The 13295-nt window shown below is 67.5% G+C and carries 16 protein-coding genes; 5 read left to right on the top strand and 11 right to left on the bottom strand.

The window, feature by feature from the left end; translation table 11 throughout:
- Positions 1 to 74: 74 nt before the first annotated feature.
- On the top strand, positions 75 to 341 hold the full coding sequence (locus tag ACI793_RS03370; protein WP_456604945.1) for a hypothetical protein: 267 nt from the start codon (positions 75 to 77) through the stop codon (positions 339 to 341).
- Between the two features lie 14 nt (positions 342 to 355).
- On the opposite strand, the gene ACI793_RS03375 is transcribed toward ACI793_RS03370, so the two are convergent.
- From ACI793_RS03375 to ACI793_RS03395, 5 genes are all read right to left on the bottom strand, one after another.
- The gene (locus ACI793_RS03375) at positions 356 to 1777 is read right to left on the bottom strand and encodes a hypothetical protein (RefSeq protein WP_456604946.1); all 1422 of its coding nucleotides are present in this window, start codon (positions 1775 to 1777) and stop codon (positions 356 to 358) included.
- Positions 1774 to 2067: a terminase small subunit gene (locus tag ACI793_RS03380; RefSeq protein ID WP_456604947.1), complete on the bottom strand. Its 294-nt coding sequence runs from the start codon at positions 2065 to 2067 to the stop codon at positions 1774 to 1776. Before ACI793_RS03380 ends, ACI793_RS03375 begins: the two co-directional genes overlap by 4 nt.
- A gap of 92 nt (positions 2068 to 2159) precedes the next feature.
- Positions 2160 to 2426 carry an HNH endonuclease gene (locus tag ACI793_RS03385; RefSeq protein WP_456604948.1) on the bottom strand — a complete coding sequence of 89 codons (267 nt, stop codon included), beginning with the start codon at positions 2424 to 2426 and terminating at the stop codon, positions 2160 to 2162.
- A 184-nt stretch (positions 2427 to 2610) separates the two neighbouring features.
- The gene (locus ACI793_RS03390; RefSeq protein WP_456604949.1) at positions 2611 to 2952 is read right to left on the bottom strand and encodes a hypothetical protein; all 342 of its coding nucleotides are present in this window, start codon (positions 2950 to 2952) and stop codon (positions 2611 to 2613) included.
- 644 nt (positions 2953 to 3596) lie between these two features.
- Positions 3597 to 3773, bottom strand: coding sequence for a hypothetical protein (locus ACI793_RS03395; RefSeq protein WP_456604950.1), 177 nt, complete (start codon positions 3771 to 3773; stop codon positions 3597 to 3599).
- A 248-nt stretch (positions 3774 to 4021) separates the two neighbouring features.
- On the opposite strand from ACI793_RS03395, the gene ACI793_RS03400 reads away from it, so the two are divergent.
- The 4 genes from ACI793_RS03400 (at position 4022) to ACI793_RS03415 (ending at position 8014) form a co-directional block, all read left to right on the top strand.
- Positions 4022 to 4456, top strand: a complete 435-nt coding sequence (locus tag ACI793_RS03400) for a hypothetical protein (RefSeq protein ID WP_456604951.1) — start codon at positions 4022 to 4024, stop codon at positions 4454 to 4456.
- A gap of 20 nt (positions 4457 to 4476) precedes the next feature.
- Entirely contained in the window at positions 4477 to 5811 is a 1335-nt protein-coding gene (locus ACI793_RS03405) for a hypothetical protein (RefSeq protein WP_456604952.1), read from the top strand.
- Positions 5812 to 5979: 168 nt separating this feature from the next.
- Entirely contained in the window at positions 5980 to 6963 is a 984-nt protein-coding gene (locus ACI793_RS03410) for a tyrosine-type recombinase/integrase (RefSeq protein WP_456604953.1), read from the top strand.
- A gap of 112 nt (positions 6964 to 7075) precedes the next feature.
- Positions 7076 to 8014 carry a hypothetical protein gene (locus tag ACI793_RS03415; RefSeq protein WP_456604954.1) on the top strand — a complete coding sequence of 313 codons (939 nt, stop codon included), beginning with the start codon at positions 7076 to 7078 and terminating at the stop codon, positions 8012 to 8014.
- A 51-nt stretch (positions 8015 to 8065) separates the two neighbouring features.
- On the opposite strand, the gene ACI793_RS03420 is transcribed toward ACI793_RS03415, so the two are convergent.
- From ACI793_RS03420 to ACI793_RS03445, 6 genes are all read right to left on the bottom strand, one after another.
- Positions 8066 to 9520, bottom strand: a complete 1455-nt coding sequence (locus ACI793_RS03420; protein ID WP_456604955.1) for a hypothetical protein — start codon at positions 9518 to 9520, stop codon at positions 8066 to 8068.
- Between the two features lie 51 nt (positions 9521 to 9571).
- Positions 9572 to 10177 carry a hypothetical protein gene (locus tag ACI793_RS03425; RefSeq protein WP_456604956.1) on the bottom strand — a complete coding sequence of 202 codons (606 nt, stop codon included), beginning with the start codon at positions 10175 to 10177 and terminating at the stop codon, positions 9572 to 9574.
- Positions 10178 to 10452: 275 nt separating this feature from the next.
- Positions 10453 to 11091 carry an ATPase, T2SS/T4P/T4SS family gene (locus tag ACI793_RS03430; protein WP_456604957.1) on the bottom strand — a complete coding sequence of 213 codons (639 nt, stop codon included), beginning with the start codon at positions 11089 to 11091 and terminating at the stop codon, positions 10453 to 10455.
- Between the two features lie 113 nt (positions 11092 to 11204).
- Positions 11205 to 11504 carry an ATP-binding cassette domain-containing protein gene (locus ACI793_RS03435; RefSeq protein WP_456604958.1) on the bottom strand — a complete coding sequence of 100 codons (300 nt, stop codon included), beginning with the start codon at positions 11502 to 11504 and terminating at the stop codon, positions 11205 to 11207.
- A gap of 80 nt (positions 11505 to 11584) precedes the next feature.
- The gene (locus ACI793_RS03440) at positions 11585 to 12175 is read right to left on the bottom strand and encodes a phosphotransferase family protein (protein WP_456604959.1); all 591 of its coding nucleotides are present in this window, start codon (positions 12173 to 12175) and stop codon (positions 11585 to 11587) included.
- Between the two features lie 337 nt (positions 12176 to 12512).
- Positions 12513 to 13094, bottom strand: coding sequence for a hypothetical protein (locus ACI793_RS03445; RefSeq protein ID WP_456604960.1), 582 nt, complete (start codon positions 13092 to 13094; stop codon positions 12513 to 12515).
- Between the last annotated feature and the right edge of the window lie 201 nt (positions 13095 to 13295).

Genomic DNA, 13295 nt, shown 5'->3' on the forward strand with positions numbered 1-13295 from the left:
CCCGACCCCTCAATGGTGTGACGACTCGTGGGTGGCATCCGCACTTTGGGCAGCCGCGGGCCTACCGTCCGAGCGTGGACTACGAGAATCAGCGGGCGGGCCAAACCTACAACCAGCCGATCGGCGGACAACGCGGCGGCATGGCTTGGAGTACGCGACTCCACTGGATCGTCTTCTGTGGTGCCGTGGGGGCCATTCTTGTCGCGCTTCTGATAGCCGTCACCATAAATCCTCCGGAAAAGAACATCTCCGACCCCGGCTCTTACCCGGGGGTCGAGATGCGTAACAGACTATGCGGAGACCCCACGTATGTTCCCGCGTCGCCGAACTACTGCCGCTAGCGCAAAAGGCCACGTCACAGGAACACCACCCATCCGCCGGCGTTGGGGGCGGGCAAGGTCAGGCCGTGCAGCGCTAACGTCCCGGCTACCAGCGGGGAGACTCGGGAGTCTTTGCGGGAGAGCACACGGTGGCCGGTTTCGCTCGAGGTCGACCAGCGGGCCACGTCCACGGCGTTGAGTTCGGGCTGGTTGCCGTGCCGCACCTGCCGGGCGGTGACTGCGGCGTCGAGGGCTGAGCAGGCGTCGGCGTAGAACCGGCGGGCGATCGACTCCACGGTCACCCGCGCCTGTTCGAGAGCCGGCAGCAGGAAAGCGGCGGTGCCGGTCTGCTCGACCAGCAGTCGGCCGCCCCACGTCCGCAGGATCTCGGCACACCGGGGCACGACCCAATCCACGCCCGCCTGATGATCGGCGAGGACAACGTGGGAGGAGCCGTCGGGGCGTCGCCACGCGACGGCCAGGGACGCGCTGGAGTGGTCAGGGGCGACGTCCAGGGCGAACACCGGAGCATCGCCCCGCGTCGCATCCGGGTCGGACAGGGACGCCCACACGGTCGGGCTGATCGCGGCGTCGATCGTGGTCACCCACTGGCACAGCACCTCAGTGCGGAACACGTCCTCCGGGTCCACCTCGAGCGCCGAGGCGATCGCCTGCTCACTCATCCGGTGCCCGAGGGCGGGGTTCGCCTGCGCCCAGGCGGCTCGGTCGTCGAGGGCGCAGTCGTCGGGCGCCGACCACTCGAAAATGCCGAGCGTCGTGTGCCGGTCTGCGGCCGACGCCAGGGCCTCCTGCCGCAGCGACGCCAGTACGACCGAGGACTTGTCGCCGGCGTTGGAGAAGCCGAGCACTTGGGGAGCCGGACGGGCCAGCGTCGTCTTCGTGACCGCCGACCACGCCTCCCAGTTGTGGTGCTCCCGGAGCTCGTCGAGCAGCACCAGGTCCGAGGACAGCCCACGGCCACCGGAGCGGGTCGCAGCCGCGACCTTGTACCGCTCCCCGGACATGAGCCGCATGTACTTGTCCCCGTTGGTGCGAGACACGTGAGCGACCTCCCGGGCCAGCTCCGGGACGCCCTCGGCCATCTGCAGCGCGCCGGTCCACGTCTCCTCGGCCAGCCCGAGGTTCTGCGCCGTACCCAGCACCAGCGGGGCGCCGTCGACGTACATGCGCCACAGGGCGAGCACCTGGAGCAGCGTCGACTTCCCGCATTGGCGGCTGGTCAGGACGAGCAGCGTGCGGAAGCGGAAGGACTCATCCTCGGCCAGCTCGAGGCCGTGCAGCAGCGCCCACTTCTGCCATGGCATCAGCTCGAGGCCCAGGACGTCCTCGGCGAACTCGATGCACTCGAAGCCGCGGGTCGTGTCCGGCGTCAGCTCTCGAGCGGGCGGAGTCGCCAGGCGTGGCACCTCCGAGCCGAGCAAGGTTGCTGTCGTCACGAGGACCGCCGACCACGGAGCGCCGCCAGCTTGCCGGCGACCTGCTCCTCGACGCCGAGGGCCTTGCGCTCGGCCGGCGCACCACCGAGGGCACGCAGAATCCCGGACAGGTTCTGACCGAGGTAGCCAGCGCCCTTGTCGTCCTCGGCGTCGTCGATCCGCCGGGCGTACTCCAGCGCCAGGGCGACCATGCCGCGGTCGGCAGGGCCGAGCCGGTGCATGGCCTCCACAGCGGCCGTGACAGCCGCCAGGACGCCCTCCGGCGGGCTCAGAGGGTGAACGGTGCCCATGCGCCTCTCCTAGGGGTGGGGTAGCGGGGACGGAGCGAGCGGGAGGCTGGCGGGTCCCCCGTTGAGCCCTTGGGGGTTGGCCCCCGGGTGTCTCACCACTGGAGTTGCGTGACGGCGGAGTTCGTCGTCCGTCGCGGTCCGGCGGTGCGGTCGTGCTTGCTTCCGTTGCACCAGCGGCAGGCGCCGGCCAGGTTCGTCCGGACGTGCGCCAGGTGCGGGAACTTGGACAGCGGCAACACGTGGTCGACGGTCGTGCTTGGTCGGATGCCGCAGTACCGGCAGATGGGCTCCTCACGGAGCACCTGTTGGCGTAGGCGTCGCCACGGCCTGCCCTTGCGCCCGTGATGCTTGGCGGTCATGACGCAGTCCGAAGAGAAGACCTACTTACTAGAGATCTGTCTCTAACTGCCCGCCCTACGGGTGGGGGGTCACGGTCCACAACTCCCAGGTCACGGGCGGGGGTGACGCTGCAGGGCACGCTGGACGACTGCCGCAGTGAAAGGCCGCGGCGTCTCGGTCGTCCATGGATCCCTCGCCGGTCCCTCATGGCGCGCCCAGCGGGGGTGACTTTGACGTGCGGGCAGCGTCGATCACGACAGGTGAGGTGCGGGTCTGCGCGGCGGTGCGCTGTTGCTCGTACATGGACGCGGCCAGCTGGACGTGGTTGCCGAGCTGGTGCCATCGAGCGTCGCCGTTGTCTCGCAGTTCGAGTGCGTACTCGTACCGGTCGTCGACCTGAAATGCGTCGGCGACGCGAGCGGCGCGGGCTACCTCCTTGGCCGCCGAACGGCGAGCTGGCTGCTGTTCGGCGGACTCGATGCCGGCTCGCAGCTGGGAGAGGACCTCCATGCGGCGGCCGTCTGCGTCGATCTCGTTGACGGTCATGGGCTCAGTGCCACTCGGGCTGAACGCCGTCATAGGAGATCGCCGAGCACTCCAAACAGCGGACGCAGTGGATGTCGGCGATCTTGGTGATGCCGTCTGGTGCGTACCTCGGCATCTCATACTTCTCAACCCTGGGTCCCGTCTCGCCGGGCTGCGGTAGGCAGAAGTAAGCACCGAAGGCCTTGCGACCACCTCGAACTCAGCGCCCACCAGGGCGATCTGGGGGCCTCCGATGAGGAATCCGCCGAAGGCCAGATCGCGGCGGACCACCCCGAGCACGCGCCCGGCCGCTTGATCGAGCGGGACTACGCAGGGATCGCCTGCTGGGGCTTCATGCGGTCGCGGGGCGCGCTGCTCACCTCCGGCCGCATCCAACGCTGCCGCGTCAGCACCGGGCACCGCGGCTACCGCCTTCCCGGCTGACCGAAGGGCCACTCCCCCGCTCCCCCGTGGGGCCCGCACAGGTGACGCTGGTGACGCTGACGCGCGGCCCAGCGTCACCGGCCCGCTGGCGTCTTGTCCCTGGTCCGTGGCTCGTTTCTCGACGCACGGTCACGAGGGTGACGCTGGTGACGCTGCGCACCCCCCACTTCCTCTGTTCCAGACGGAGCAGACCACGGGTGGAGAGCGGGTAGGCCGAGGGATCAGACGGGAGGGGCGGTCAGCGTCACCAGCGTCACCAGCGTCACCAGCGTCACCAGCGTCACCAGCGTCACCAGCGGGTCCTCCGGTCCGGCTGCCCCGATGGAGGACGCCCGTCCCGCGGCGTTCGGGGCCCTAGACACCGTCCACACGCGGTCGACGTCGGGCCAGGCTGTCACCGCCGCCGATGAAGTTGCATGGCGCCGATCGCGGCGCCTGCTCCCTAGCCCGTCCACTACCGCGGCTGTGCCGGATGGAACGGGAGATGGACGTGGGCGGGGCCAGCGAGCATTCAGCCTGCCGAGCTCCAGGAATGCGGCCTGATGTCCCCTGATGCGCGTCCTGATGTGCGTGCGCTTGACATCAGATCGGATACGCCTCTACGGTGTCACGGACACATCAGGCGGACATCAGAGGAGACATCAGGATGCGTAAGGGGCACCGACTGGCCCAGGACCAGTTCCTGGCGCTCGGCGAGCGGCACGGGTTCAAGACTCGGCGCTCGTTCACGTCGGCGTTCCCTTCCGACGGGGTCTGGCTGACTCGCTCGACGCACGGTGATGCGGTCGGCGGCCTCCCCGTCGTGGCGCTCGAGGTCGTCGTGAGCGAGTCGCCCAAGACGATCCTCGGCTCCATCGCGGTGCTCGAGCGGATCGCTCCCTCCCTCGGCGTGCTGCTCGTCCACGAGGACGAGATTGCGCGACGCCTCGTCCGCGACGGCCGCTCACGAGAGGAGGTGAGCCGGTACCTCGAGCACACACAGGCCCGCGTCGACATGCACATCGCGACCAGTCGTCACCGCATCGAACGCTGGTCCAGCCAGTACCTCACCAAGCTCTACAACAACAGCATGGCCGCCTAGGCCAGAAAGAAGGTTCTCCCATGACCAGCTCCGACATGGCGAACGACGTCAACAGCGCGATCGTGGTCCGCAACGTCCGCGACTTCGTGGAACTGCCCGGCACGGGACGCATCTACCGCGCCCTCATCACGACCGACAAGCTCGCGAAACTGCTCCGCAAGTCCGTCGTCCGCTACGCCCCGCAGTACCAGCGCGGCTTCAAGAAGGCCGAGGAGGACCCCTCGGCGTACCACGTCCTCCTGCCCATCACCGACAAGTCGCTGCAGATCAACCGGAAGCGCTCGGAGGAGATGGCCGTCAAGTACCTGCAGGGCGTCCTGTTCTCCGCCAGCCTGGTCTGGAACGCCCGCAAGGAGCCGGATGAGCCGGCCCCCGAACTCGACGCCAACACCCACGACCTCAAGATCTTCACCGACATCACCATCCCCGACACCGCACACCGCCACCTGTGCTTCTACGTCCTGTGGGAGTGGAAGTCGGACCCGAAGAAGGTCCCCACGCAGGTCATCGTGAACGACGCACCCGTGCCGCAGGCCGAGATCCAGCAGATGCTCGCAGCCTTCGACCCGACCAAGGCGACCATCTTCCTCGAGATCTACAACCTGACGCCGGAGGAGGAGGGCTTCCTCTACGACCAGTTCAACTTCGACGCTCGCAGCCCCCAGAAGGCCGTCGGCAACGCGCTCAACCGCAGCAAGACGCCGGCTCGCCGCTTCGTGCTGGACGGCCTCATGCGGATCTCACCGATCTTCGATGAGACCGAGATCGAGATGCACGCGAACAACATCGGCACCGACAGCCGCAAGCTGTGGACCAACAACACCCTGGTGGGCGCCGCCGACCACTTCAAGAAGCTGCTCGTCCAGCTGGAGGAAGAGAACGGCACGACCGGCGCCCACAAGGACCTGCAGAGCTTCTTCGCCGCCTTCTTCGAGGAGTACGCCGCCCACTTCCCCGCGGTCGAAGCCGGAGCCAGCCGGGAACTGCGGATGCAGACCCGGAGCGAGACCTTCGCGATCAGCAACCTCCTGATCCACCCGCTCTTCCGCCTCGCGAAGGACCTGTGGCTGACCTACCGCAACCAGAAGACCGACTGGACCACCGCGACGGAGTGGAAGGACGCCGTGGCCCGGCTGGCCAAGACGATCAGCGTGAAGGACGACAGTGGCAAGGTCGTCTTCACCGGCTCGGTGATGAGCCGCCAGAACCCCGAGTGGATCGGCAAGATCCTCGTCGAGCAGTACGGCCCGACCGGTGTCACCGGCACCACGCTGAGCAACACCAGTTCGTCCCGGAGCGCGGCGTACGGCTACCTGCTGGAGATCATGGAGATCCAGGACTTCATCACGGCGTAAGCGCCACGGTGGATCGGCCGCGATGAGGCAGGTTCGATGGGGGAGGGCGCCCTCCCCCATCGCTCCCTGCACTGCCCTCTCTCCTGCCTGCCGGAGGGCCTACGGCCCTTCGGGCCCGGCCCGCTGAGCGCCGATAACACCCATTACGGGACATTCCCAGGAGCCCTCTTGACCGAGCTGGTCCACCCCCGTCCGATCGCCCCTGCGGTCCTAGGCGGCCAACTGCTGGCCGCCAGCGAGACGCCGGCCACCACGGAGGACCTGGCCCGAGCTTGGCTGCTGAGCTACGCCGACCGGGAGAACACCACCCGCAGCTACCACCGCGGCATCGTCGAGTGGTTCGCCTTCTGCGCCGACGCCGGCGTCGACCCGCTGGCTGCCCGCCGGCCGCTGGTCGAGCTCTACAAGACCGCCCTGGGCGACCGCGGCCGCGCCCCGGCGACCGTCGCCCAGCGGCTGTCCGCGGTCGCCAGCTTCTACGCCTACTGCGAGGACGAGGAGGCCGTGCGCCGCTCACCGGCCCGCGGCGTCCGCCGGCCCAAGCTTACCGACCAGACCGCATCCACCGGGCTGACCCGAGGTGAGTTGACCGCCTTCCTGACCGCCGCGGCCGCGCGCGGCCCGCAGGTTCACGCCTTGATGACCCTGCTGAGCCTCAACGGACTGCGGGCGTCGGAACCCCTCAACTGCGCCGTCACCGACCTCGGCCACGAGCGCGGGCATCGCACCCTGGCCGTAGACCGCAAGGGCTCCGCCGGCAAGGTCCGAGTGCCCCTGGCCCCGCGCACCGCCGCCGCCCTCGAGCCCTGGCTGGACGTCCGGGCGCAGCAACTCCCCGCCGATAGCGGCGCACTCTTCTACAAGGTCCACCGGCATACCGGCCGCATCGAGCAACTGGGCCGCCGCGACGTGCACCGCTGGGTCCGCTCGCTGGGCCACGCGGCCGTCCCACACAAGCCGGCACTGCACCCTCACGACCTGCGGCACGCCTTCGTCACGCTCGCCCTGGACGCCGGCGTCCCGCTGCGCGACGTCCAGGACAGCGCCGGCCACGCCAGCCCGCTAACCACCCGCCGCTACGACCGCGACCGCGGCCGGATCGACCGGCACGCCACGTACACCCTCGCCTCCTACCTCGGCGGTGCGGACTAGCCGTCGACGAGTTCGTCGGCCGATCGCTACCTTCGATCCCTGGCTAGAGGCCGTGGCGCGTCATGTTGGTGGGTGCCTCTGAGAAGCAAGCGAGAGCCTTAGGTTTCCTTCCATGGCCTACTACTGGGATGTAGCTGTCGGGGAGCACCTCACCCGCAAGGAGCGCATGCAGCGCTTCGGTGGCGGCAGCCAGGGCGGCATGGAGCCGTCGGACAAGACCCCGAACGTCTTCCTCTACTCAGACCCAAGCCGCGGCGAGACCTACGGGTACAGCTTCGACGGATGGGCTCCCGACGGGAGCGTCTTCCTGTACACGGGGGAAGGACCACGTGGCGACCAACTGATGCGCGACGGCAACCGAGCGCTTCTGGAACACAAGGCCAAGGGAAGGGCCGTGCGCCTATTCGTTGCCGACGGCCTTGTGCCAGGCACTGGGACGAAGAACCACTTGTATATAGGCGAGTTCGAGCTCGATGCCTCGCTGCCCTACACAGTGGAAGACGACCTGGATCAAGACGGCGAACTCCGGACCGTCTTCGTCTTCCGCCTCCTGCCCGTTGGCTCCACCATCCATCGCCCGGAAGACACCAGCACTACCGGGATAGACACGGCATCTGGTGGCGCTGCCCTCGTAGACCTCGAGGTGGACAAGACAGCGACCTTCGAAACCCCCGGGACTCCCCCGTCCACTGCCACCAAGCGAGAGGCAGAGCTAGTCAAGCGCTACACGGCGACGCTCAAGGCAGAGGGCCACTCCGTGCGCCGCTGGAAGCTGCGACCCCCAGGTGAGCTAACGAGCATGCACACCGACATCTACGACGAAGCAGCCGAGGAGCTCTACGAGGCCAAGGGGTCGACTAACCGGCCAAGCATCCGACTCGCCCTCGGACAACTACTCGACTACGTGCGACACCTGCCCGAGCCAGCCAAGAAACTGACGGTGTTGCTCCCCCATCGGCCCGCCGACGACCTCATCACGCTTCTACGGACACACCACGTGGGCTGCGTCTGGGAGGCAACTGAGGGCACATTTGAACGCCACGATCCCTGACTCGAAACGCTGCTACTGCAAGCCAGGCGGCGCGGCTTCGCCGGGCCGCGGTCACCCACCAACCAGCTCGGCGAAGCGCGTCCGCAGGAGGGGGTGCTTGGTGCGCTTTGACGCACTCCCGCCAGCGGCCTCATAGTCGTCGACGAGGCGTTCGAGGTCATCGTCATCCAGGACCACCACATACCCGTGCCCATCGTCCGCGATGGCCTTGGCCCGAGCGAGGGCCGTCTCCTTATTCTCGAACGAACGACACGCCAACATGCCAAACATTCCACGACTCTTAGAGAAGCGCATTGCGATCTGATCAAATTCCGGGTTTCCGAGGTCGTGGCCGTAGTTCTTGCACTCGACGACCACCGTGGCGGCGTGATGATGAAGCCCCAGCCAGTGAAAGAATCCTCTGAGTGACACGTTGTCGTAAGTGATGTCGATCCGCTTCATGCCCTTATGTAGCGGCGTCTCGATGCGCTCGTTCCCCAGCGACAAGCCGAATAGGGCGCTAAATAGCTTCGCGACAGCACGGTGGTACGGATTTGCACCACTTTGCCCCGGCAACACAGCCTTGATCTCCGCCAGGATCTCTCTAAGGTCCTCAACTTCAGCGCCGATACGGTCCGCTAGTTCTTCATTACTCAGGGGGCCGGAGTTCTCTGAGGCCAGGTTGTTCTTGTAGCGCGACAGAGCATCTGGGTGCTCTTGCGTCTGCCTCGTAATGTCCGACTTTGTCGTCCCAAGTTCCTCGTCGAGTTTCCCGAGCACAACCTCTTTACGCCCGGACTTCAGGGTCCTCACCAGTCCCTGGCGAGGGTTCGCCAGGAGCTCGTCCTCGTAGTAGGGGCGCAGGTAGCCGCGGTAGTAATGCCCCTTGTCCACTGTCAGCTTCGCCCGAACAATCGCCTTCGGAACCAACATCAACTTGTCGCCGCCGGCGCGAGGCAACAGAACTTGCCCAGACACCCACTGCTTAAGAGTTGAATCCCATGCTGGACCCGAGTCCTGCTTTTCCATAGGGATGCCGAGAAAGTCGCACTGCTGCTGCGTATAGGCGATCAACTGGCGGCGGATCACGCAGGTCGTGATGTCACTAATGATGTCCTTATCGATGCCCGGGATCATCAGCGCGCTATCTTCAAGGTCGCTCAGAAAGCCCGACTGCACTGCCTTACTCTCGCGGAGCGAGTCGATAAGCAGTTCCGCTCTAGCTGCACTCCCAAGACTGCGTCCTTTCGAGCTACCTTCACTGCTTCCGAGGTGCGTCTCGTTCGGCTCACTGAGCGGGTAGATAAGTGCCGCCAGCGCGGGTCGATCGTCCGAGGCGATGGCAGCCAATAGCACGGCGAAGAATGACTGAAGATCTTCCACGCAACGCTCGGCCCAATCTCCGGACTGATGACGGAGAGCGGTCGGGTCGATGTAGACCGGCACATCACCATCCACTGTTACGTCAACGAAGTCGACGCCGCCCTGCGTTGCGCCCAGGTTGTAGTGCTGCGTGACGCGCGTCATGCTCCGGCCCCCATGCGGCTGACGTTAGCGGCTCAACGAGGACGGGGCGTCTTAGGGATTGCTCGGGTTCTCGACGAGGGTGTCACTGCGCGGCCGGTCGGCCCGGCGCCGGATGACATCCTTGGCCACAGGCTTGGGCGGACGCCAGTCCACGCCGCTACCTCGCCAGAAGCGGTCGCAATCGGCTTCGATCTCGGACTTGAGCTCGTCGAGATGGGCGTAGAACGCTTGCTCAGCCTGGCTGAGGCCCTTGCCCTTCATCTGTTCTCTCAAGTCATCGAGCCTCTTCTGGATTTGCCGCAGCGTGATGCCGGCGGCCGCACTGAACCCGCGCACGAAACGTGCGTCACCGTGGTCGCTCATCGCCCCTTGAACTGAGTCGCGGACGGCGTCCACTACGAACTGCCCTGCCTCCCGGACCCGCCCTGTAGGCGCCTCCATACACATGAACCCGAGCCGGGCCAGTACGCGTTGCGCCTCCATGGTTGTGAACGTTGTGCGGTCCCATCCAGTGACGTGCCCGAGGACCTGCTTGGGCGGGAACATCTGCCCATTGACCTCGACCATGTGCTTCTGAATCGGTTCAGGGTCCTCACTCATCATGCGGGCCTCCACCTCCTCCTTCGTGAGGTCGAAGTTCCGGCCACCCACCTTCATCTGCACACCCTTCGTTCGCTTATTAGGACTTACTGTAAGTCGACAGTAAGTTATAGTCGCCCGCTGCGTCAAGCATGGGAGCGTCGGATCGGCTTATGGGTTGTGGCCGTGGATTGGCCGCGTGGAGGCAGTCGTGAAAGCAGTCGGGCGCCAAGCTCCGCACGACTCGGCGGGGCGCACCTCGCGCCCCCCGCAACGGGACACACCCAGCTAGATAAGGGGCCGCCCCAGGTACCGATGATCGCGAGCGGCGAAGACTAGGCCATGCCGGTGCGCTAGCAACTTGTGGGGTTGCCGGCCTGCGTGCCGCCGGAGACCAGCACGTTCAACCCAGCGGCGATGGCCGCCTCCAGGAACCGGGCCGCCTGCACGGTGATGGTGCCCAGCGCGATCAGCTCGTCCAGCGAGTGCGCCTGCAGCACGAACTTGCGGATGTTGACCGCCATGTGCCGGCGGGTGATGTCCGGGATGACCACGTGCAGCCGCGAGCCGTCGGGCATCGTCGCGTCCACGAACGGCGTCGACATGTCGATGCGTCGACCCGAGGTGCGCAGCATCCGCTCGACCAGGTCGGCCAGCTCGCCCGGCGCCAGGATCGTCGTCGTCAGCTCCGACCGGCCGCGCCGCGCGATGAACACCCGGCCCGGTTCGTTGACCCAGATCCCCTCGACTTCGGGGTCGTCCAGGTAGCGCTGGAGCGGGCCGAACCCGGCCACCCGGTCCAGCACGTCGCGGACCACCGACTCGGCAGCACCGGGCGGCGGCAGCGCCGAGGTGAGCGACCGCTCGGAGTAGTCGGCGACCACGTCACGCACCAGCAGCCGCACCGGCCCCGGGTCGGTGAACGGGTCGAGGCCGCGGCGGCGGATGAGCTCGCGGACCTCCCCGTCCACCACGTCCAGAGCGCTCGCCACGGCCGGACTGTAAGAGAACGGATCAGTCCCAGGACGGGCTCGGACGGCAACCTGTGGACGACGGGACACATCTCCACCCAGCCGGGTGAACGAGCCCGGGCGGGACCCGCTGGTCAGTCCATGAGGGGGTCGGCGTCCTCGTCCGCGGTGAAGGCCGCCCAGAGCGCGGCGTAGGCACCCCCTGCGGCCGCGACCAGCTTCACGACCGTCGACTTGCCCGCCCCGGCCTCCCCGACCAGCGCGAGGGTCTCCCCCGGCGCGACGGTCAGCGTCACGCCCCGCAGCGCCGGAGCAGGCGCGCCCGAGTAGGCGAAGGTCACGTCGGCCAGCCGGACCTCGCCACGCAGCGGGCCGACCGGTGCCGGGTCGGCGGCGGCCGGCGTGGATGTCGGCGTGCGCAGCAGGTCCCGCACACGGCGCGGCCCGACGGAGGCCTGCTGGTAGCTGTCGAAGACCTGGGAACTCCTCCCCGGCGCCGGCGTCGGGGGGTCGGCTACCGGCTCTCGGACAGCAGCGCCCGCAGCTGTGCCCGCCCCTCGGCGGCGAAGGGTTGGTCGCCATGCTCGGTCGCCCAGGCGATCGTGCTCACCGCTGCTCGGGCGCAGTAGGCGCGCACGAGATGGCGGGTGCGGTCATCCAGCGACCTCCCGTACCCGGCCAGGAACGCCTCCTGCAGATCAGGGCGGCCACTCCACTCCCGGGCCTGGAGTCGCTGCAGGTCCACCCACCACGGCTCGACGTCGCAGGCCCCGAAGTCGATGAGGCGGACGTGCCCCACCTCGTCGACCACCCAGTTGCGCGGGGAGTTGTCCCGGTGAGCGGGGACTCCCTCCACGGGTCCGAGGTCGGTGACGGTCGCCGCGATCGCCCTCGCCCGGCCGAGATCCTGGTCGTCGACCAGCGCTGCCGCGCGGACGGCCCAGGCGTCGAAGCTGGTCAGCAACTGCTGTGCGTAGTCCGGCAAGGGCCGCGGCGCCGCGCTCCCGTGCAGCCGACGCACGAGCCGCCCGGCGCGCTCGTGGACCGCCGGCTGCTCGGACCACCCCGAGCTGCTGGCCAGGGTGCCGGGCAAGAACGTCAACACCAAGGTCTGCGCGACCTCATCGAGGTCCAGCAGCTGTGAGGCGTCCTCCCCGAGGGGCGGTGTGAACTCCCGGAGCGCCCTCACCTCACGGGCGAACGTGCGAGGTGACCGCACCCACTTGATCACTACGTCTTCGGAGCCTGCGCGCACCTGAGCTACGCGCGACTCCCCGTGGGGCCATGTCCATTCCTCGACCAGTTCGACCGGTCCGTACCGGTCAGTGGCGATCTGGACGAGTTGGGACACCCCAGGTCCGGAGGAAGACACCGCGCGACGCTAGCCGCCCGGACCGACCCGATGATGGCTTCGTCGTTCCGACTCCGCCGTCAGGTGTAGGTCAGCAGGCTCCTGCGGCAGCCAGGTCGACGGGTGCCGAGGCCGTGAATCCCTTGCCCCGCACGGTGATCGTCGGCGGCGCATCACGGCAGTCCCCATTCGCCGCGATCTGCGCCGTACCGTCGGATTGCGTCATCACGAGGAACGACTCTCGGGTATTGCCGATCACTGCAGTGCCGGGTGCGCTCAACTCCACGACCGTATCCGCAGGAAAGTCGGACAGGTCGATGCGGTAGTAGTAGTAGGCCTCCGATACCGAGCGGCGATCCGTCGAGAAGTTCGTGAAGGCGATATCGCCGGCTTCTGCGGGCGTATCACCAGGGCCAGGAGCACCGGGAGCGCCCGGAGCACCGGGGGCGCCCGGCAGGCCTCGGGGCCCGATGGGCCCCGCCACGCCCTTCGGTCCTGCCGGTCCGATGACGTTCCACTTCACCAGGCGCTGACCCCTGGGGCACTTGTAGGCGGTCGACGACACCAGACGCATGGCGCCGTCCTTGTTGCTCACGCATGCCTTGAGGATGCTCGTCTGGGCGGCCGGCGCGGCGAAGGCAGTTGCACCCAGAGCCACCGAACCGACGGCCACGACACCGACTGCTCCGGCGAGAAAAGTCTTTCGCGTCAGCACAGGAGCAGTTCCCCTTCGATGTTCCATCAACGAGCACGAGAGCCGCTCCACGCGTCCCGAAGAACGGGAGCGGACGCAACGAGACGGAAGGTAATTCTTCGGGGGTCGCCCTCGGGGGACGAAGCGTCGGGCGGTGCGTCGACCCACGACAAGGGGCAC

The sequence above is a fragment of the Blastococcus sp. SYSU DS0617 genome (genome assembly GCF_054051075.1).

Coding starts and splice junctions, on each gene's coding strand:
- ACI793_RS03380 (WP_456604947.1), bottom strand. CDS start 2,067: ATGGGCACCGTTCACCCTCTGAGCCCGCCGGAGGGCGTCCTGGCGGCT.
- ACI793_RS03385 (WP_456604948.1), bottom strand. CDS start 2,426: ATGACCGCCAAGCATCACGGGCGCAAGGGCAGGCCGTGGCGACGCCTA.
- ACI793_RS03390 (WP_456604949.1), bottom strand. CDS start 2,952: ATGACCGTCAACGAGATCGACGCAGACGGCCGCCGCATGGAGGTCCTC.
- ACI793_RS03400 (WP_456604951.1), top strand. CDS start 4,022: ATGCGTAAGGGGCACCGACTGGCCCAGGACCAGTTCCTGGCGCTCGGC.
- ACI793_RS03405 (WP_456604952.1), top strand. CDS start 4,477: ATGACCAGCTCCGACATGGCGAACGACGTCAACAGCGCGATCGTGGTC.
- ACI793_RS03415 (WP_456604954.1), top strand. CDS start 7,076: ATGGCCTACTACTGGGATGTAGCTGTCGGGGAGCACCTCACCCGCAAG.
- ACI793_RS03420 (WP_456604955.1), bottom strand. CDS start 9,520: ATGACGCGCGTCACGCAGCACTACAACCTGGGCGCAACGCAGGGCGGC.
- ACI793_RS03425 (WP_456604956.1), bottom strand. CDS start 10,177: ATGAAGGTGGGTGGCCGGAACTTCGACCTCACGAAGGAGGAGGTGGAG.